This is a genomic window from Flavobacterium sp. WC2509 (assembly GCF_052683105.1).
In genome coordinates, this window is sequence record NZ_JBQZFG010000001.1 from 82,431 (window position 1) to 104,420 (window position 21,990).

A 21,990-nucleotide genomic window follows, 5' to 3' on the forward strand; every position below is an offset into this window, starting at 1 on the left:
CGAGCGTCCCGCTCGTGCCACAGCGTTGATACCTCTTTATTTACTTCTGAACAATCCACAAACACTAAATATTCTTGCAAGAATTAACAATCTCTTAAAATAATAAAAAGTCTAATTCTTTGTGGTTTCTCTCAATAAGGATGAAATTAATTTCAATACCTTAGCAAATTACTATAGATAAAACCATTTAAAGAGATAATGTCAAAGAATCCTATAAAAGCCGATATAAACTTCGAACAAGAACTTTGGAAAGCAGCAAACGAACTACGCGGAGCAGTAGCTGAAAATCAATACAAAGACTATATTCTTCCCTTGATTTTCCTCAAGCACATGTCAGAACGATATGAGATTCGAAAAGAAGAATTAATCCATTTAGTCCAAGACAAAACTTCTGGTTATTATACACAAAATCAAGACGAAATCAATTACGTGTTGGAAGATGCCGACGAGTACCTTTCCAAAAACATATACATCATTCCTAAAGAAGCCACTTGGCAATTCCTAAAAGAAAATGCAGAGCAAGACAATATAAAAGTAATTATTGACGATGCATTTGATGTTTTGGATAGTACATTAGCACTTTTCCGTCCTGATTTAAAAGGAATATTACCCCGCCTTTTTGTAAAAAGCCAATTGTCTCCAAGACAGGTGGGCGGATTAATAAATCTTTTATCAAACCCAAAACTCTCCCAAAAAGAAAATCCCGAAAGCGATATTTTGGGGCGTGTCTATGAGTACTACATTGGCAAGTTCGCCATTGCTGAAGGTTCTGGTGCAGGACAGTTCTTTACACCGGGAAGCATCGTGCGTTTGATGGTCGAAATGATAGAGCCTTACCAAGGAAAAATATTTGACGCAGCCTGTGGTTCGGGAGGTATGTTTGTGCAGTCCCTGAAATTTTTGGAATCACACGGAGGAGATAAAAAGAATATTTCTATCTACGGACAGGAACGTTACGATGGCACCTTGCGTTTGTGTAAAATGAACTTAGCCTTACGCGATCTGTCTTTTGACGTACGTTTAGGAGACTCTTTACTCAACGACAAATTCCCGGAGCTAAAAGCCGATTTTATCATCGTGAACCCGCCCTTTAACGTAAGCCAATGGCATCCTGAAGATTTACCCGAAAATGATCCCCGCCTATTTGGACCAAAAGAAGAATTCACAACTGATGGAAGTGCCAACTATATGTGGATGCAAACCTTTTGGAGTCACCTCAGTGATACGGGAACAGCTTCGATCGTAATGGCAAATGGAGCAATGACCTCAAACAACAAAGGCGAAAAAAATGTACGTGAATTTATGGTAAACAACCACATGATTGACTGTATCGTTCGTTTGCCTGATAAGTTGTTTTTGACCACAGGAATCCCTGCCTGTATTTTCATTTTGAGTAAAAACCGTGATGGTAAAGACGGTGTGCATAGAGAACGTACTAACGAAATCCTGTTCATAGATACTAGTAAAATGGGAACTATGGAAAGTAGAAAATTACGTGTTTTTACTGATGCGGATATTGACAAAGTAGCCGAAACCTACCATGCTTGGCGTAATGTGGATGGTACTTACGATAATACGGATGGCTATAGTTACAATGCAACACTAGAAGAAGTAAAAAAACAGGACTACAAACTTACACCTGGAATTTATGTAGGTACAGAAGAAGTAGAAGACGACGGTATTTTATTTGAGGACAAAATGGAAGCATTAAAAGCTCAATTACAGATGCAGTTTGCAAAAGGAAACGAGTTGCAAGAAAAGATTTTAAATAATTTCCATAAATTATGATGAATCATTTTCAAAATATTCTAAAAAAACTTGAAGTCATAGATAGTTTTAAATTAATTATGAACTCATTAAAAGAGATAAATAATTTAGAATTAAATATAGCTGGAGGAGTTGTAAGAAACTATTTCATAGACAATGAATTAGAAATAAAAGATATTGACTTATTTTATAAAGGAAATATAGAACCACTATTGGAGATAATGGAAAAAAATGGGGTGCTAGATGTTGGTCCATTTGGCTCGTTGAGATGGTTTCCTTTAAATAGTAAAATCTATTATGATATTATTTCAATTGAACGATTCAATAATGGAGTGGAAAAATGCTCGACGATCACTGACGTTTTAAACCAATTTGATTTTACCGCCAATAGTATTGCTTACAGACTAAATGACGGTCACTTTTATAGTCCTTGTAATGGATTAAAAGATATAGAAGACAAAGTGATTAAAATGGTGCGTTTTGATTATCCAGATGAAATGTTATCAAAAGAGATTAATATTTCTAGAAATTCAATACTTTGGTTTAGAATTCTTCATTATGCATCAAAATTAAATTTTGATATTGATGTTTCAACAAACAAATGGTTATTAAAGAACAAAGCTTTTTATAAAGACTTAGATAAATTCACAAGCTTCTTTTTTATCCCTACCTTAAATAAAGATTTACTAAACGAATTCAATTTAGATTGATTATGAAAACTATTTTTAAAGAAATCGAAAAACATAATGATATTAAGGTTATAAAATCAGTTAAAATTGAACAAGGTGTTATGACCGATAAATACCTTTTAACAGTCAAAAAGGGTGATGAAAACATAGAGAAAAAAGTCATTTTAAGAATATACCCTGACGGTAGAGAATCGATATTGAAATTTGAACCTGAAGTTTTTAAAAAAGCAAAAGAAGCTGGTGTGAAAGTCCCTAATTACATTAGTTCTTCAATAGAAAATAAGGATGCAAAAAGTAATTATATATTATATGATTACATTGAAGGGAATACGTTAAATAGTATTTATAGCAGTTTAACGGACGATTCCAAAAATAGAATTGTTGAAGATATTGTCGACAATCTATTAAAATTATCATCGATAAGTTGCGAAGATTTCGGACCTCTCCAAACAAATTTACTAGGATCCTTCTCTACTTGGAAATTATTTATTGAAAACGCTTATAATGAAGGAAAAAAACAAATAAGAAAATACAATAAAAATAATGACGTTGAAAAGATACTAAATGATTTTAAGGACAATATTTCTTTTAAAAACCTTTATCATTCAGACAAAAAAGCATTGATTTGGTTGGATTTCTATCCAGAAAATATAATAATTAATGATAGAAACGAATTTGCAGGTTTTATTGATTTTGAAGAAATGATTTCCGGCGATTTAGCAATGTCGATTGGTTATTTATATGCTAGAGAAGGCAAAAGTGATTTTTTTAATAGAATAATAACTAAACTAAACACGAAAATAAACATCAATATAGATCAAGAAATTATAGATAAGTATGCTATTTTAAGACTTTTTAGAATTGCACCCTATTTAAAAAATGATTTGCCTACGGGAAAAAAACGAGAGTCTTTTTTTTGTGTGTTTAAAGGTTTATTTGAAATATATCAAAGTTTTGAAATTAAAAAAAAATCGAAAATGCGTGACTACTTTGTATTTACATTAGGTTTAAGGAAATTTGGATTTGAAAAACAAAAAAAATATACAGCATTTAATTTGACTTTCTTTTCTTTATTAATAGTAGGATTATTTATCTATATTTTCACTTTTAATTTAAATGACAATATAAGACATACGCAATATTGGAATAACAATGAAAACATTAAATTAAACTTTAAAAAATCACCTTCTTGGTTCATCTATGAAAAAGACACATTAATATCATCAGAATTTATAAACGATAATATGAAGCAAGAACTTATTGGATTGGCTCCTGATTCAATAAAATCAGACAATAGCTATTTCAAAGAAGTAAATGTATTGGCTTATAAATCGCAAAAGAGTGATCAGAATCAATTACCATGGTTACTTATAGCTTCCGGATTAATTTCAGTTATAGGAGTTAACATTAGAAGTCTTTGGGACTTTGTTGGTAATGCTAGTTATAAAGACGACCTTGATGTAGACCGATGGTGGCCTTGGTACTTTTTGAGACCAACAATAGGTTTTTTGGCAGGAGTTATCTTTTATTTTTTATACTATGGAGGTATGATGGAATTGAATACAAATAAACTTTCAAGTTCAAGATTATATTTCTTACTTGCCATATCAGGAATAATTGGCTTTGGCTTAAATGATTTTATAGACAGGCTAAGAAATATTTCTAAAGCAATTTTTGGAATTGAAAACAATAAAAAAAATTAAAGACAGCGGAGAAAACCTAATAGCTAGAGCAACTTTAAAAAACAAACAATCTATAAACAAGCATGTTACGCAGTTTTATAAGATAATTTTAAAAATATGAGATTAGAAAAAATAATTATTGAAGATTATAAATCTATTAAAAAAATAGAATGGGATTTAAATGACCGTCTAACTTGTTTAGTGGGACAAAATGAAAGCGGTAAAAGTAATGTTTTAGATGTTTTTGATTTTGCAGACCTTGACAATATGTTGACTCTTGATTACAAAAAACACACTAGAAGAGCTAGTGAAAAGTATACTAATCAAGAAATTCCTAATATTTCGTTTCATTACAATATAAAGGTTGATGGTTTTAATGCGTTCTTAGATGCTTTTAGATCGTCGTTTAGTGAAGAATCTGTGAAGTCTTCATTTTTGCCAGATTATATTGTATTTGAAACAAAAAATCAATTAAATACTAGTGCAAATTTCTATTTAATTAATAGTCTTACACCCGCTATAAAAATACCCCTTTTTGACGATTCTCAATTTACTATATCTAGTCCTGATATATATAATTTTCAAACAATAATTATAAAAATTAAAGAAAGTATTGATTTAACTTATACTGTAACTTTAACGGATTTGAAAAATGAAACAGCTATAGATACTTCACTTTATAAACTATTAAAAATTGCAGGCTTAAAAGACACTTCGAAAATACCAACAGAAAGAGTTCAGTTAAAGCAGTATTTAGATAGACTAAACAAAAATCTGAATAAAAAGTTTATAAAAAAATATTATACCCAGGACGATAATTTAAATTTCGAATTTGTACATGACTCTGGTGAAATATATTTGCAAATTGAAGATGGAACAGAATCAACCTATTCGATAGATGAAAGAAGTGAAGGATTTAAGTATTATTTCAATTTATTGATTGAAATGGCAACCCTGGCTGATGATGATACTCAAGATATTATTTTTCTTCTTGATGAGCCAGGTTTGAGATTACACCCAAGTGGACAAAGAGATTTGTTAAAGTATTTAGAAGAGCTTTCAAAGAAATATAGAATTATTTACACTACTCATTCTCCGTTTTTAATAAATCGTTTACATCCAAATAGGGTGAAAATCGTGGAACGCGATCATGATTTAGGTACGCATTTTAAACACAAAGGATTCTCCAAAAACTGGAAACCCATGCGCTCTTCTTTAGGGCTAAATATAAAAGATAGTTTTTATTATTCTGATAAAGCACTAATTGTCGAAGGTCCTGAAGATTTAATTTTCATTTCAAGTTTGATGAATTATTTCAACAATAAAGGAAAACTGAATATCAATACGGATCTATTTTCTTTTATAGATGCTGGAACTGAAAGTAACCTACCTTCAATGGTACAGATAATAATGGATGATGATAGGCCTACTCTGGTTTTAATTGATTCGGACTCCACTTCAACTTATAACAGATTAAACAAAAAAGTAGTTGAAATTGATAACAAAGAAATGCTTGATTTAATTCAAGTTAATGAATTCAATAGAGATGCTGTATCTATTGAAGATTTGATGCCTAGTAAGTTATTACAGCAAGCTGTAATAAATTATTCTAAAGAATTAGTAGAAATTGGTGTTTATAATTTAAGAACACCTGAGACTGAATTCTTATTAGATTTATCAAAAATTAAAGCTTCAAGATATAAAACAGCTGTTGTTACTAAAATAAAAGAATTTTATTTTGAAGAAGGTATAGAAGAAGCAGTTTGGAATAAAAAAAGCACACCTATTTCAAAAGTTGGTATTGCCCGACATTTTGACAATTTATTACACGATGAAAGCTTTGATAAGACAGATATTACTTTCGACTCTAGTCTAAAATTAATTAGAACCATTGCTGAGAAGCTTTCACTTTTAGATAAAGAAATAAATGCCTAACAACTGGAAATCATATAAACTCTCACAAGTAACAACTAAAATCGGAAGTGGATCTACTCCTAGAGGTGGTCAAGAAGCCTACAAAACTTCCGGTATTTCTTTGATTAGAAGCCAAAATGTTTTGGATTTTACTTTTTCTACTAATGGTTTAGCTTTTATAGATGACGCACAAGCTTCAAAATTAAACAATGTCACTCTGGAAGAAGAAGATGTTTTATTTAATATTACTGGTGATTCTGTTGCAAGGGTTTGTCAAGTTCCAAAAGAACTTTTGCCTGCAAGAGTAAATCAACACGTTGCAATTATTAGAGCAAATAAAGAAATCTTAAATCCTAGTTTTCTGAAATATTCACTTCTTGAAACTTCTAATAAAAACTCATTGCTAAATTTGGCTAGTGCCGGTGCAACAAGACAAGCGATAACCAAAAGTATGATTGAAGAATTTGAAATCAAGCTTCCTTCAATACAAGAACAACAATCCATTGCCTCCATCCTCTCCGTCATAGACGATAAAATAGAAAACAATCTCGCCATCAACAATACTCTTGAGGAAATGGCAATGACACTTTATAAACACTGGTTTGTAGATTTTGGTCCATTTCAGGACGATGAGTTTGCAGAAAGTGAATTGGGAATGATCCCTAAAGGTTGGGAAGTGAAACCATTCCTTGAATTATTCCAACTTTTAAGTGGCGGGACTCCAAAAACAACTGTTGAAAACTATTGGAATGGTAACATTTATTGGGTTTCGGCAAAAGATATTGGAAGTAATAATGGAGGTTCATATATAAATGACACTGAAAAAAAAATAACTCAGTTAGGTGTAGAAAAAAGTGCAACAAAAATTCTTCCAGAAGATACTGTCATTGTTGTAGCGAGAGGTTCTGTCGGCAAATTTGGAATAATTGCAAAACCAATGGCAATTAATCAATCATGCTATGGAATCTATTCAAAATCAAATTATTCACAAGCATTGACATATTTACTGATACAGTCACTAATGACTCATTTCATGAATGTTTCTTATGGTTCTGTTTTTGACACCATTACAACTTCAACTTTTAAAAACATAAAAGTAATTGTTCCGTCTAAAGAAATATTTGAAGAAATAAAAAAGGAAGTTGATATGAATTTTGAAAAGATAAAAGCAAATATTAAAGAAAACCAAACCTTGACACAACTCCGCGATACATTATTGCCAAGATTAATCAGCGGTGAAGTGCGGTTAAAAGAGTTTAGAGAACAAATAGAAAACGTATTATAAAAAAGAAAGGGCTGAAAAGCCCTTTTTATGATTCTAAAGTCAAAAGAAATTCAGAAAACTTGATATTGTTACTATTACTAATCATTTCTGTTTCTTTTTCTAATATATCGGGTGTAATAAAATCAAAATCGTCTTTATAGTTTTTAATACTCAAATCAAACAAATCGTGTTGCAAGGTTCCTTGGGCCGGTTCTTCAAAAGCTATTTTAATTTTTTTAACTGTAGTTTTTGCTTTTTCGGCAAAGACATTCAAAGCCTTTTGGATGATTAAGGTTTCGTACAAATGGTGCACCACGGTTTGTTCCCCCAAACTAAAATCAACAGTTTGAATGGCACTAATGGCACCGTTTTTAGTAATCAATGGGATGTGTGTTTCTTTTAGAATACCATTGAAAGTAAAAGGCTCAAAAGTAAATTTTAAATCTGCTTTTTCATCAAGACCTTCCTTTTCAAATGCGGGCTTAATCTTTTTGGCAAAAGTTACGATTTCTTTTTTGGCTTCTACAGGAGCAATCTCACCCACAAAGTTGTTATAATACTGAGCAAATTTTTCGGCAGTAAAATCAAAAGGCAAAGAAGCAGGTTCCGAAAAATGCAAAATGCCATTATTGTATTTATTCAAATAGGAAATATAATCTTTGGAGAAAATCGATTTTTCAAATTGTAGTTTCGTCTGGCCTTTAATCAGTGCTTTATTCTCCTCAGCAACCTTTTGTTTGATTTGCTGTAAAGTATTTTTAGCCATGATGCCAATCCCAATTTTGGCAGGAGCCAATTTATCCAATAATCCCAATTTGCTTTTAGAATAATCAAAATAAATTTCATTTTTGGTAATAGCCAATACTCCCATAACCACTTTTTCCGTAGAAATAGGATTGGTTTGAATACTGACGATGCTAAAAAATGTTTTCATTTCAAAAAATGGATTTACTGTGTAATATAACCGATTTTACCTTTTCTATTCGCTCTTCACAAAACAAATACTCCTGAATTCGGTCCGCTAAATTAGGCGTTAATTTCCATATATCAGTCAATTGAAGTATAATAGAATCAATAACCTCTTTATGTGAAATCTTCAGCAAAGGTATGAAATTATCAACAATGTTAATAACTTCTTGTTCATCCATATAGCCGATGAAGCTCTTATAAAAATCAGATTGATGGAATTTTCCCTGATTCTCAAAAGGCATTTTAGAATTAAATACGCCAATTTGCTGTACTCCGCCAAAAACAAAAGCATGGTCAAATGCCATTATTTTACGTTGATTGCCAAAACTAACAGCCAAAAGATTGTAATTAAATCCCGGATCGATAAATCGTCCTCGGTCAGCATTATTAATCCATAAATCAAAAAGGGCAATTTTAATTACATCCTCTTGATTTTGAATTCGATTGTAATCTCTTTTGCTAGTACAGATTTCAAATTCGGTAATTTCTTCTGATGGATCTATTCCTTTAGAACCAAAGCAAGTATGATTTACTCGAAGCCGTCTGTTTTTTATGATTTTACTTTTATCCAAAGTCCCTTCGGAAATTTGAACCAAAGCAATATCGGGAGTAGGGATATTCAAAGCTTTCAATAAATAATGGGAAACTATTTCATAAGCAAGACAGTTAATTTCATTGGGATCAAAATCGATTAAATATTTGCAGTAATACAGATTGTTATCGTTGCAAATAAACTTCAAAGGGGCGTGCCCACTTGTTTTTGTTTCTTCTAATAAAAATTCTGTTTTAACCTTGGGAATGTCAACCATACAATTTATTATAAATGTGTAGTAAATATAGTAGTATTTCTTTAAAACAATGTATTTTAGTGGCATTTAATAAAAACTACATGACTACAGAAGCAGTAATAGAGCAGGCAACCATAGAATGGCTTACTGATTTGGGCTATATACATGTTAAAGGAAATGAGTTGCCACAAAATGCAAATTCAGTCATTCTAAAAGACCAATTACGGGAATTTATTGTGAACCAATACCCACAGCTTCCTCCTGAAATACAAGATCTTGCCGTAGCCGACTTTTGCAACAATCTTGGAGCCGATATCGATTACCGCAACCGTGACTTTCATCTCAAACTGACCAAAGGGATCAGCTACGAATACAAGGATGAAGAAGACAATGAAAAAGCAGTACACATCTACCCTATTGATTTTAGATCTGGTTACGAAAAAAACAATACCTTTTGGTGTGTCAATCAATTCAGTATCATAGGCAAAAACAAACGCCGTCCCGATATTATTATTTACATCAATGGCATTCCTTTAGTCCTTTTTGAACTCAAAAACTGGTTTGACGAAAACACAACCATAGACGAAGCCTTCAACCAAATACAGCATTATAGAAAAGACATTCCGCTATTGTTTGAATACAATGCTCTAACGATTGTTAGCGATGGTAACGAAGCACAGCACGGAATGTTTAACAGCACTTCCGAATGGTATGCCGCTTGGAAAAGCACCAACGGTGTCGAAATTGTAAAAGATGATTTCCAAATGCATACCCTGCTTTTCGGATTATTCCCAAAAGACCGTTTACTGTCCTATATTAAAAACTTTGTCTTTTTTGAAGACCACAATGGAACCTTGATAAAAAAGGGAGCCAAATACCATCAATTTTTTGGTGTAAACTTTGCCGTAGAAGCTGCAAAAAAAGCCATTAAGCCTTATGGAGATGGTCGTATTGGCGTGATTTGGCATACGCAAGGCAGCGGAAAAAGTATTTCCATGGCTATTTATGCCGGAATCTTACGAAGCTTACCCGAACTGAAAAACCCAACAATTGTAGTGCAGGTTGACAGAAGTGATTTGGATTTTCAATTGTATGAAAACTTTGTCTTAGCCAAAGATTTGGTTGGCGATGTACAACATGCCGGTTCTACTGATGAATTACGTCAATTATTGTCCACAGGTAGCGGAGGTGTGATCTTTACGACCATCGAAAAATTCAGATTAAAACAAGGCAATGATAATGAACTGGGAGAAACTGCCCATCCGATACTTTCAGAAAGAGAAAACATTATCGTGATGGCAGATGAAGCCCACAGAACGCAATACGGATTACTGGATGGTTTTGCATCCAACTTGCGCAAAGCACTTCCCAATGCTTCCTTTATAGGTTTTACAGGAACTCCAATAGACAGCAAAGATGCCGACACTCAGGATGTATTTGGAGAAACAATACACATTTACGATATCAAGCAAGCGGTCAATGATAAAGCTACCGTTCCTATATTCTACGAACCCCGTTTAGCAAAGCTCCATTTAGGAAACGAAAATATAGATGCTGAAGTAGATGCAATCACCGAGGATTTGGAAGATGACGGCAGTTTAAAATGGGCAGCAATTGAAGATGCGGCAGGTTCGGCAGAACGCGTTCAGAAAATTGCCAAAGACATAATGAAGCATTATAAGAATCGTACCGAAACCCTGCCGGGTAAAGCAATGGTAGTATGTATGAGTCGTCGCAATAGCGTAAAAATACATAATGCACTAAAAGCCATTGACGGCTGTCCCGAAATTGCTGTTGTAATGACCGGAAATATTTCCAAAGATCCTATTGCATGGAACGATCACATCAGAACACAAGATGCCACAGAAGCTTTAAAGAAAAGGTTTCGAAAACCCAATGATCCCTTACAAATAGTAATTGTTCGCGATATGTGGCTTACCGGTTTTGATGCACCTTGTGTACATACCATGTATGTGGACAAGATTATGCGAGGACATACCTTGATGCAAGCCATTACCAGAACCAATCGTGTTTTTAAAGATAAACCTTCAGGCGTTATTGTGGACTATATCGGAATTGGCGACCAGCTGAAAATAGCCACTTCAAAATACACAGGCGGTGGCGGTCACGGAAAGCCAACTATTGACATGCACCAAGCCTTGGAAATGTTCTACAGCCAAATAGAAATTTGCAAAGGATTAGTATCTGAAAATATTGATTATTCAGACTGGAAAGGATTGCGTGAAAGTGATAAAATTCTTTTAATAAAAAAAGCGCTGAACAGCATAATCAAATACGATGAACCAGCCAATAGTTTCATGCTTGAAGAAAAGAAACTCACAGGTTTATTATCCATCGTAAAATCACAGCCTGAAATTCAGGAATACTCCGTTGATGTTTTGTTTATCCAACATTTGTCGAAAGCCATACGAAATGCCAAATCGGTAAAAGGAACCCGAACCAACCAAAAAGATCAAATCAAGGAATTGATTAGTCGGAGCATCGAGTCTGACGATATAGTGGATGTTTTTGCTATGGCAGGATTGGAAAGAGCTGATATTTCTATTTTGAATGAGGATTTCCTTTTGGGTGCCAAAAAAGAAAAGGACAGCATCGATATCAAGATTGAACTATTGAAAAACATTCTGATGGACGAAGTAAAATTACGTTTGCACCAGAACATCAAAAAATATACTTCGCTCAAAGAAGAACTAGAAAGAGTAATCGACAACTACCATAAAAATGCAATCGATTCCTACACCACCATAGCCGAATTAGTTGAGCGAGCTAGGGAATTGCAAGAAGAAGATCACCGCAACAAAGAATTAGGGTTAAGTGACGAAGAATTGGCTTTTTACGACATATTGGCCTCCAAAAAAGAGATTATTAAAGAAGCTGGACCGATACAAGATATCGTTCACGGCGTTGTAAATGCCGTCAAAAACAACCTGCAACTCGACTGGATGAATAAGGAAGATGCTAAAGCAAGTATCCGATTGGCTGTAAAAAAAGAGTTACGGGGAAAAGTAAGCATCTCAGAATTGAATGACATACTCCAAGAAATAATGCAGCAAGCCGAAGGGCAATTTAGCGATTGGAGTGCGTAGATTATCCAATTAAACTATTCAAAAGTAAATAAAATGAAAAATATATTAACGCTGCATGAAGCTATTGTCATCGCATTAATCAATATCAATAAAGAGAATTTCACGGCAACCTTTGATGAAATTGCAGATTATATCGAAAAAAGAAATCTCTACCCAGAACGAAAGGGAGGAATCGATTTAGCAAAGCAGATTATGTTAAGATCAACTAAATCAAAAGGAAATTATTCTTATTTGTTTGAACAAATTGACACAAACTCAATAAAATTGAGAACTAAATAATACTACAATTATATTAGGATATGGAAGATATAACTAAAGAAGACATACTGGCTGCAATTGAAGAAATTGATCAAAATGGTGTCCCAGCAAGTAGGCAGTCAAGTACGTATGATCTAATTCATAAAAACAAACCTTATCCGCCAAAATTAGTAATTAGCATCGCCAATCGGTTTGCCACAGGAGAAGAACTTGATCCGAATACATTTGCAGGTGGTCGTAATACCCCTGCCTTTCAGCTATTAGAAAAAGAAGGATTTGAAATAATTAACAAAGGAAAAATAAATGTGAATTTAATAAATGTCAAAAATGAATTTGTCAATTGGTTTATATTAAATGATGGTAAATTAAGTAATTATTATTCAAAGCAGTTTGGAGCAAAAAAAGAGCGGCTTGTAGAAGAATTAGACTTATATGAAATCGAATATAAAGAAAGTTTCAATACCGAACTTTTCATTATAGATACTAGCATTTATAAGAACCAAATTGAAATAATAAAAAATAACATTTATGATAAAAATGCTGATTTTTCTAATTTTAGTAAAGAGCGTTCTAATGATAGACCTAGGGCTATATTAGGTAATAATAATTATATCAAATTTTTAAAAGAAAAGTTTGATTCTAAAAAATATAATAATAGAGAAGGAAATAATACTGCTGAATTTATGTCATCAAATAAAAAAAACAAAGTATCACTTAACCAAATTCTCTATGGTCCTCCAGGAACGGGAAAGACCTATAATACAATTAATAAATCTTTAGAACTCATTGGCGAGTCAATTAAAGGAAAAACTCGTGATGAAGTTAAAGTTATTTTTGAAAAGAAAGTAAAAGAAGGTCAAATTGTATTTACCACTTTTCATCAAAATATGAGTTATGAAGATTTTATTGAAGGAATAAAACCTAAAACAGTCGATAACAAAGTTATTTATAAAATAGAGAAGGGTATTTTTAAAAACCTATGCATAAAAGCATCTGAAAAGAAAACTTCTAAAAACTTTGATGAATCGTATTCAAAATTTGTAGAAGAAGTTTTAGCAAAGGGTTCAATTGTATTAGAAACCCCAAGCCACAAAAAGAAATTTAAAGTCATAATCAATAGTAATGAAACAGCAGTTGCAATTCCTGAAACAGAAAAAGGAACCAATATGGGTGTTACTAAGGAAATGTCCAGGGACTATGTTATTAACGGTAATATTAAAGATTGGAAACCATATACAACAGCAATTGGCGAATACATTAAAAAAAAATATCATGTAGATATTGAAGATACTAATAATTCCAATAAAAATTTTGTTTTAATCATTGACGAAATAAACCGTGGAAATGTTTCCAAAATTTTTGGAGAATTAATTACCTTAATTGAAGAAAGTAAAAGAACTGGAAGACCAGAAGCCATTACGGCAATTTTACCATACAGTAAGGAAGAATTTAGCGTTCCTGAAAATGTTTATATTCTAGGGACAATGAATACTGCTGATCGATCAGTGGAAGCTTTAGATACTGCTTTAAGAAGACGATTTGACTTTGTGGAAATGATGCCAAAATATGATCTGATTGAAGAAGAAGACAACGAAAAGTATTTTTGGAATAAAATATTTGCGTTTGATATTTTAGAAACGATCAACAAAAGAATTGAAGTTCTTTTAGGCCGGGATCACCTGATTGGTCATTCTTTCTTTCTATTAGATGACGAAGAAATTATTGAAAATAAATTAAAAACCGCGTTTTACAAAAATATTATTCCTCTATTACAAGAATATTTTTATGGTGATTACAATAAAATTGGGCTGGTTTTAGGTTCTGGTTTTGTAACAAAAACTAAAGTTGAAAATCATAAAGAACTATTTGCCGATAGCAAAGATTTTAATGGAAATGATTATATAAATGGAGATTCACATATTTATAGTATTGCAGATTTTAAAGATGATGAAACTTTCTATAATGCATTAGAAACATTGATGAACAAATCAACAATTTTAGCTGCTAATGAATAAAAGGCAAATTACCCTTTTTGAACATGAAAATCTCATTCTTGGTGAAAAATATAATGGAATTCTATTTGAAGCAAAACATTTAGATGCATTAGAAACTTTCTATGGAGATGGGAAGTATAAGTCTAATACCTTTCTAAATTTAAGTCAGCTTACCAAACTAAACAGTGATAAAGACTCATTTCCATTCTATTCCTTAATTAAAAATGGAGTGCGTTTTTGTCAATTTGTTGGTGTATTGCAATTAAATGACTTGATAATTGAAATCTTGCCGAAAGCAGATAAAAATTGGAATGAAAATATTGAAAAAACTGAAAAAGATACCTGGCGTTCATTATTAATAAGAATGCTTCAAGCCGTAAATGCATTTGATGTTAATGCAACTAGTTTTAGTTCCTTAAAATTATTGCCAAATAGTTTTTTAGATATTTACTATGAACTTTTTATAATTGAAGTTGAAAAATTAATTCATAACGGATTGATAAAGCAATATAGAGAGATTGAGGATAATAGAAAATCATTAGTTGGAAATCTAATTTTTTCTAAACAACTGCAGTACAATTTAGTCCATAAAGAGAGATTCTACGTTCATACAACAGAATATGACAATCAGCATCAATTGCATGCAATATTGTATAAAGCCCTGAAAGTACTGCAGCAAACCTACGGATCTCAGCTTTTAAAAAGTAGAATCAATAGATTGATAATGAGTTTTCCTGAACTCAATGATATAAATGTTCAAGAAAGCACATTTGATAAAATTGTTTTAAACAGGAAATCCCAACCTTATAAAACATCACTTTTAATTGCTAAGATGATACTTTTAAATTTTCACCCAGATGTATCAAAAGGAAAAGATGAAGTTGTGGCATTGATGTTTGACATGAATGCTCTATGGGAAAAATTCGTTTATCACAGTATTAAATTTAATCCGTCGTTTGAAGTAGAAGAACAAAAAATTACTGATTTTTGGAAAGTTAATAATCAGCGAAAATCATATTTCAAAGCCGACATTTTTATTAAGTATAACAGCAAAAATTTTGTTCTTGACACTAAATGGAAAAATCTATACGATGACAAACCTTCCAACGATGATTTAAGGCAAATGTTTGCATATCTTCATTATTACAATGCATCTAAAACAGCGTTATTATATCCCGGTAGAGTCAAAAATACAAATACTGGAACCTATTATAAACGCGATCATGATGAAAAAGATGAAGAATGTAGTATTTTGAAGATTTCAATTAACAAAGATGTAAGACTTTGGCAAGATGAGATTAATGAATTTATAGAAAATTGGATTAAAATGACTTAACGATAAAAAGTTACCCCGATTACTACGAAGTCTCAACTCCACGAAGTGTTTAACTTTACGCTAGGTAAATGTCTCATGACTTTGTGTGCTTTTTTTAAAAGTTCCTGAAACCCGATCGCGTGGATTCGCATACGAAAGAAGTGAACTGACGCAGTAATCCCTGCTCACCCAAATTAGCATTCAAATCAAATCCTAAATTCAAAAAAAGCTAGGTCTCACGTCTTGGCTTTTCGCTTTCATTTTATTAAACCTGAAATACAGCCTTATATAAAACAAAAAATAATTATCTTATAAAGAACGGCTCACAAAAAAAATTATAGAGAGTACATTTATTCATCATAGCGTAATTAACAAGACTGGTGCCAAAAAATATGAACCAACCAATTTAGATTTATCAAATAATAAATTTAATATTGAAGTATATAAGAAGTTTTACTGAGATATATCCATGAAAAATCTCTGACAACTATTTAAATCAAATAATGGCCAGTTAATTTCGAATTTTCAAAATTAACTGACCTTTCTTAAACTACTATTCTTCTACAGGATCGTATCTAAAATTACGTTTAATTTATTTTTTTTCTTCTGGCTCAACTGCTGCTGCTTCAGACGTTGCAGATACTGTAGGCGTAACTGTTGTATTTCCTGCTCTAACTCTATTCACCTTTGTTGAACTGAATACAGTATAAGATAACGCTACAAAAAAACCTTCCTCCATCTTTTTTGTATACTCAAGATCAATTGGAGCATTATATAATTGTGTTCCTATTCCTGGATACAGATCTTTTTTTAATTTTTCAGTCTCGATAAAAGCTAGACCCAAAGTAACATTAAATTGCTTATCCTGTCCAAAAAAATTTGTTACACCAAAAAAATATGCTGGATGAACATTTTCATTTATAGTAGCCCCAACCCCTATAGATCCACCAAGTCCATAAAAATTCGATAATTTAACTCCATAATTTGCCATAGCGCTTATTCCAATCGGTAGACCTGAACGTCCATTAGAAATAATTTTATAGCTTGATGTATCATCTATTACTCCTGAAGTACCGGGCTGAGCTTGCCATCCATATTCATCTTCACGAAATTTTTCCCCCAGTCCAACAAATGGCCCTGTACTAAAACTGTAAAACCATTTGTTTCTAACTCTCAAATCATCTTTTAAATGTATTTCTTTTAATGGTACATTTACTAACTTTTTAGTTACTTCATTATTATTAGGTTCGATATCCAAACCAAAAATAAGATTATCCCCTTTGGGATAAACAGCAGGGAAAGCAATTTGATAATTCTCAGCAATAAAATTATTATCGAAAAGAACTAGTATGCTTAATTTGTCATCCGTAATATCAGCTAGAATCTTTGATAATTCAGCTAATATAAGTTTTTGAGCAGTTAGCTTCGTAATTTCATTCGTATTGTCTTGTAATTTTTTCTGAATCCCCGGTTTTTCTTTTGCAGCTGCTTTTTCAAGTTTTGCAGTAAGATCAGTTTTATCTTTCTCAGCCTGGCTAAGATTCGTTGTTACTTCTATCGACACAGCAAGGTTATTGATATTTAGCGTCGCTAATTCTTCCGATAATTGCTTAAAATTTTCAGCACCTTTTTTTTCCTCACAACAAGGTACAGGTTCTGGAAGACAGACACTATATGCATTTATGTAGTTAGATAATAAAGCATTGTATTTCTTTTTAAATTCTAGATAAGAAGCTAAAAGTTTTTTAGTTTCATCATCTTGTCCCATAAATCCAGCAGCAGCTTCTGCATCTGATGTCGCAAGTCCTGTTAATAGTGACATATCAAAGCCTTCTCCCTTAAATAATTTCTTAAAAAGCTCTGGCTCATTACTTACTAAGAATTCATCGTCAAAAGTAGCTTTTACATTATAAAGATATCGATTTACATTAATTACTTTAAGTCTAAAAGGTTTATTGTATTGCACTTTAACATCCCTAAAATCCTTTATTCTTTTACCATTATTACCTCTTAATTCTTCATTTTGAAAGTCATAAATAAGATCATAATCTGTTGAATAAAACAGGTAGCCTGACGTTAGAAAATATATAGGCCCTCTTTGTGTGTTGACAAGAAAAGCATTCATTATACCACCAAAATCATCTACTTTAGAAAATTTGTCTACAGTACCATAAGTACCATCAGCGTTTTTAATCTTTTTGACAAACTTAACATTAGTACTGTTTAAATTTTCGAAACCATTTGAAAACCCAGATACTTTTAATAAACTTTCGATATTTTTAGAAAGGTCTGAATCCTTAGTCTTTAGTTCCTTTAGAAAAGCTATATAATCATCCGCTTCTAGCACACCTTTATAAGTTAAATGATTCTCTGAAATCTCAGGATCTTTTAAACGATCACCAAAAAAATTAGTTTTTGCGTTATTATCTTGCGCTAAAATAGTATTTGATGTTATAGCAATAAAATACATCAATAATAGGTAATTTTTTACTTTCATTGGATTATGTTTTAGAATTTAGAATATTAGTTTTTCTCTCATATAAAATTTAATATAAATCTACATTTACCCGCTTTTATCACATTTATTTAAAAAATAAATAAACCACGTACCACGAAGTATTCATCTCTACACTGAGCAAATGTCTCATGCCTTTGCATTTTTATAAAGTTCTTGTAAACTGAAATTGTGATAAGAGTCTCCCGATTTTCCCCGTGAATACCTTTATAAATCCAACAAAACATAGATCTCTTATATTTTATATTATTTACTATTTACAACATAATATGTAGTGTTATGTAATTGCAATATTTTCCACTAAGCGTTTTTATCTATATCCTCCTCCTTATCATTGGACAATTCTAAATTATTGAAATAATATGCCGTAATTTTAAAAAATGTCATAAAGACCTGATAATGTAGTATAAGAACATGTTTTTTTGTGTTGCCATTCGTTTTTATGGAGCCAAAACAATTGATGACATATTAAATGCACTTGGTCAGAATGCTTTATTATAATACGGTAACGCCTTTGTTGCGTAACATTTTTAGGGTGTTACTTTTTTATTCCCCCGCTAGTACAGTGAAAAATCTGCCTAATCTGCGTGCTGTTTTTTTATTTTTTTCACTAACTCCATGAAGGGTTCATTTGTACTATCTGCAAATGTCTCATAATTTGCGTTTTTTTAAGTGCTTCAAAACCATAAAATATTGCTTTAGCAATGTTACGAAGATGCAAAAAAAACAGTTCAATACTTTGCGTCTTTGCGCCTTCGCGAGAAAAACAACAGCAAAGTTACTAAGATGCAAAAAACAAGTTCTAAACTTTGCATCTTTTATTCCAACCAGATGGCGTAGAATTGGCATTCCGTGACTACTTAAAAGTATGCTATTGATGGTAAAAACAACCCCTTCTAATAGATTGCAGAGGGTAATAAAAAAAGCCCTCTAAAAAAAATCCAGAGGGCCGTTAATTGAAATCTTATTTTTTTGATTCTTCAACAGAAACTTTTCTAAACTCCTTTAAAAGTTTTTCCAATTCCAAAGTCGATTTACGGGCTCTTGGTCCAGCCGCTTTAACACCTTTCTCAATCAGAGACTCAGATTCTGTTTTGAACGTTTCGAATTCGGCATTGATTTTAGCAACTAAATCTTTCATAATAATAGTATTTAAATTAGCGCACAAAAATAGAAGTTAACCAAAAAGAAAGCATTAAAAAGTTGTTAAAATTGGAGAAAATAGTAACATCCCATTTATGCCCCCTCTTGCCTCTTTACTCTTTACTCTTTACTCTTTACTCTTTACTCTTTACTCTTTACTCTTTACTCTTTACTCTTTACTCTTTACTCTTTACTCTTTACTCTTTACTCCGCTCAGCAAAGTCTCCCGACTTTGCTTTTTTTTCAAAAAGTCCTTATAAATCAAAATATGATAAAAGTCTTTTGGTTTTCTACAAAAATTTTTAGACCATCCCTGTCTCGTCCTGAGAAAAAATTATATACCTATGAAAAACAAACACCTTACTTCTTAATACTTTCTTTCATTTCAGAAATTTCACGCTTTAATTCTAAAAACATTTTTTCCACACTTACAGGCTCAGAAACCTTAGGCTTCATATCGCTTCGTCCAATATTGCAAACATATTCCCATATCTCCAATACATCAGAGGCTTTAACTTCATAGTTAGGATAAAGTCGATTGTCTGATTCCAAAATAAGTGCATTTTTTTTGTTCTTATTAAGGCGCTTATAAACCATACCCTCACTCTTGGTAATGAATATGTAGGTCTTACCATCAAGTACCTCACCCAATGATTCCACATAACGGCCAATAATTATAGAACCATCCTCATGGGGAGGCATCGAATCCCCCTCTACTGGAAACCCCCTGTGCTTGCCAGGACCTAAAAAAGGAAGTGAGATTTGCTGTAAATTTTCAATATATTCGGGATCAGCATAACCGTTCAAATAACCAGCTTTTACTTTTTGCGTAACAACTTCAATAAAATTTTCCCCTTCCCTGTCCACCATAATAGGAAGTACCAATCGATTATTCTCTAATTTAAGTAAATCTTCAGTGTCAATTTTACGTAAATCCACAGATAGCAATAAATCGATGCTAATATGGTAATAATGGGCTATTTTCTTTAAAATATCATAGGGAGCCTCCGAAGTGCCGTCTTCATACTTAACATACCTGCCCCTTGTAATGCAAAGGCTCTCGGCAAGTTTCTCCTGCGATATCTTATGCCTTGCCCGAAGGGTTCTAATGTTGTCTGAAAATAAGGACATAACAATTTTGTTACAATTTGTAACAGCAAATATATTAAAAAATGTTACAACCTGTACTAATTTTGTTCCTTGCAAAAACAAAGAAAAATGACACGGGCAATTGTACATATCGATATGAATACCTTTTTTGTGTCCTGCGAAAGACTGACAAACTCAGAATTGAACGGAATACCCCTGATTATTGGTGGTGGCGAAAGAGGTGTTGTCGCTTCCTGCTCTTATGAAGCTAGGAAATTTGGAGTACGTTCAGCTATGCCAATTGCTATGGCAATGAGGCTTTGCCCTCAGGCAAAAGTGATGAAAGGCGATATGGAATTGTATTCAAAATTGTCACACACCATTACAGAAATCATTCAGGAAAATGCACCAGTAGTCGAAAAAGCCAGCATTGATGAATTTTATCTTGACATTACAGGAATGGATAAATTTTATGGCAGTTACAAGTGGACAAATGAACTTGCGAAAACCATTACAAAAGAAACAGGTCTCCCTCTAACCTTTGCACTGTCCGTCAACAAAACCGTTTCTAAAATAGGAACGGGCGAAGGAAAGCAAAAACAAAATCTGGAAATACCGGAACATTTAGTACAGTCCTTTTTAAATCCATTATCAATTCAAAAAATCCCGATGGTTGGCGACAAAACGTTTCAGTTGCTTTCCAGAATCGGCATCCGTACCATTCAGACACTCTCAGAAATGCCAGCTGAAGTACTGCAGCAGATGATAGGAAAAAATGGCACTGAACTATGGAAAAAAGCCAATGGTATAGACATCAATCCCGTAGAACCCTATACCGAAAGAAAGTCCATATCAACAGAGCATACATTCACGCAGGATACAATCGACATCCCAAAACTCAAACGAATACTGTTGGGCATGGTTGAAAAACTGGCTTTTCAGTTGCGGTCGGAGCAGTGGCTAACATCAACGGTCGTTATTAAAATACGGTATGCCAATTTTGATACGGAGACCAAGCAATGCCGTGTGCAATATACCTCAGCCGATCATATACTAACAAATACAGTCACCGATCTGTTTGACAAACTCTACCAACGTCGCATGCGTCTGCGATTAATTGGAATACGTTTCAGCGGACTCATTCGGGGTACATACCAGATCAACCTTTTTGAAGACACTGAAGAAATGCTGTCGTTGTATCAGGCAATGGATAAAATGAAAAGCCGCTATGGATTCGATGCCGTAATGCGCTGCGCCGGCGCTTCCCTCAAACCCAACACCAAACAAGAAATTCTAAAACGCCCCCCCAACCCCTAAACAATTAACCATCCCCCCGCCCCCTTAAACGATCAAACAATCACCCACAAACCACAAACGATTAAACGATTAAACAAATCAAACGATCAAACGACTAACGATTAAACATCACCCCCAACCACCAACCACCAACCACCAACCACCAACCACCAACCACCAACCACCAACCATCAACCATC

At 32.8% G+C, this 21,990-nt stretch carries 15 protein-coding genes; 10 read left to right on the forward strand and 5 right to left on the reverse strand.

Annotation, left to right across the window (positions count from 1 at the left end):
• Positions 1-198: 198 nt before the first annotated feature.
• From ACUN3A_RS00330 to ACUN3A_RS00350, 5 genes are all read left to right on the forward strand, one after another.
• Positions 199-1,788 carry an N-6 DNA methylase gene (locus ACUN3A_RS00330; RefSeq protein WP_445549355.1) on the forward strand — a complete coding sequence of 530 codons (1,590 nt, stop codon included), beginning with the start codon at positions 199-201 and terminating at the stop codon, positions 1,786-1,788.
• Positions 1,785-2,477: a hypothetical protein gene (locus ACUN3A_RS00335; RefSeq protein ID WP_445549356.1), complete on the forward strand. Its 693-nt coding sequence runs from the start codon at positions 1,785-1,787 to the stop codon at positions 2,475-2,477. Before ACUN3A_RS00330 ends, ACUN3A_RS00335 begins: the two co-directional genes overlap by 4 nt.
• A 2-nt stretch (positions 2,478-2,479) precedes the next feature.
• On the forward strand, positions 2,480-4,159 hold the full coding sequence (locus ACUN3A_RS00340) for an aminoglycoside phosphotransferase family protein (protein WP_445549357.1): 1,680 nt from the start codon (positions 2,480-2,482) through the stop codon (positions 4,157-4,159).
• A 96-nt stretch (positions 4,160-4,255) separates the two neighbouring features.
• Complete coding sequence (locus tag ACUN3A_RS00345) at positions 4,256-6,073, forward strand: ATP-dependent nuclease (RefSeq protein WP_445549358.1); 1,818 nt, start codon at positions 4,256-4,258, stop codon at positions 6,071-6,073.
• Positions 6,066-7,337: a restriction endonuclease subunit S gene (locus ACUN3A_RS00350; protein WP_445549359.1), complete on the forward strand. Its 1,272-nt coding sequence runs from the start codon at positions 6,066-6,068 to the stop codon at positions 7,335-7,337. The genes ACUN3A_RS00345 and ACUN3A_RS00350 overlap by 8 nt, the downstream gene beginning before the upstream one ends.
• A 25-nt stretch (positions 7,338-7,362) precedes the next feature.
• Here the strand turns inward: ACUN3A_RS00350 and ACUN3A_RS00355 are convergent, their stop codons facing one another.
• Positions 7,363-8,250, reverse strand: coding sequence for a hypothetical protein (locus ACUN3A_RS00355; RefSeq protein ID WP_445549360.1), 888 nt, complete (start codon positions 8,248-8,250; stop codon positions 7,363-7,365).
• A 1-nt stretch (position 8,251) separates the two neighbouring features.
• Complete coding sequence (locus ACUN3A_RS00360) at positions 8,252-9,094, reverse strand: HipA family kinase (protein WP_445549361.1); 843 nt, start codon at positions 9,092-9,094, stop codon at positions 8,252-8,254.
• Positions 9,095-9,174: 80 nt separating this feature from the next.
• Here ACUN3A_RS00360 and ACUN3A_RS00365 point away from each other — a divergent pair, with 80 nt between their 5' ends.
• The 4 genes from ACUN3A_RS00365 to ACUN3A_RS00380 are packed head-to-tail and all read left to right on the forward strand — an operon-like array spanning position 9,175 to position 15,768.
• On the forward strand, positions 9,175-12,180 hold the full coding sequence (locus ACUN3A_RS00365) for a type I restriction endonuclease subunit R (protein ID WP_445549362.1): 3,006 nt from the start codon (positions 9,175-9,177) through the stop codon (positions 12,178-12,180).
• A gap of 33 nt (positions 12,181-12,213) precedes the next feature.
• Positions 12,214-12,459: a hypothetical protein gene (locus ACUN3A_RS00370; RefSeq protein WP_445549363.1), complete on the forward strand. Its 246-nt coding sequence runs from the start codon at positions 12,214-12,216 to the stop codon at positions 12,457-12,459.
• Between the two features lie 20 nt (positions 12,460-12,479).
• A complete protein-coding gene (locus ACUN3A_RS00375; protein WP_445549364.1) occupies positions 12,480-14,453 on the forward strand; it encodes an McrB family protein in 1,974 nt (657 codons plus the stop codon).
• A complete protein-coding gene (locus tag ACUN3A_RS00380) occupies positions 14,446-15,768 on the forward strand; it encodes an McrC family protein (RefSeq protein WP_445549365.1) in 1,323 nt (440 codons plus the stop codon). The genes ACUN3A_RS00375 and ACUN3A_RS00380 overlap by 8 nt, the downstream gene beginning before the upstream one ends.
• Positions 15,769-16,339: 571 nt before the next feature.
• On the opposite strand, the gene ACUN3A_RS00385 is transcribed toward ACUN3A_RS00380, so the two are convergent.
• From ACUN3A_RS00385 to ACUN3A_RS00395, 3 genes are all read right to left on the reverse strand, one after another.
• The gene (locus tag ACUN3A_RS00385) at positions 16,340-18,244 is read right to left on the reverse strand and encodes a hypothetical protein (protein ID WP_445549366.1); all 1,905 of its coding nucleotides are present in this window, start codon (positions 18,242-18,244) and stop codon (positions 16,340-16,342) included.
• 982 nt (positions 18,245-19,226) lie between these two features.
• Entirely contained in the window at positions 19,227-19,403 is a 177-nt protein-coding gene (locus ACUN3A_RS00390) for a histone H1 (RefSeq protein ID WP_077375025.1), read from the reverse strand.
• A gap of 362 nt (positions 19,404-19,765) precedes the next feature.
• Positions 19,766-20,536, reverse strand: a complete 771-nt coding sequence (locus tag ACUN3A_RS00395) for an XRE family transcriptional regulator (protein WP_445549367.1) — start codon at positions 20,534-20,536, stop codon at positions 19,766-19,768.
• 87 nt (positions 20,537-20,623) lie between these two features.
• Between ACUN3A_RS00395 and dinB the strand changes: the two genes are divergently transcribed.
• The gene (dinB, locus tag ACUN3A_RS00400) at positions 20,624-21,811 is read left to right on the forward strand and encodes a DNA polymerase IV (protein WP_445549368.1); all 1,188 of its coding nucleotides are present in this window, start codon (positions 20,624-20,626) and stop codon (positions 21,809-21,811) included.
• Positions 21,812-21,990 lie beyond the last annotated feature (179 nt).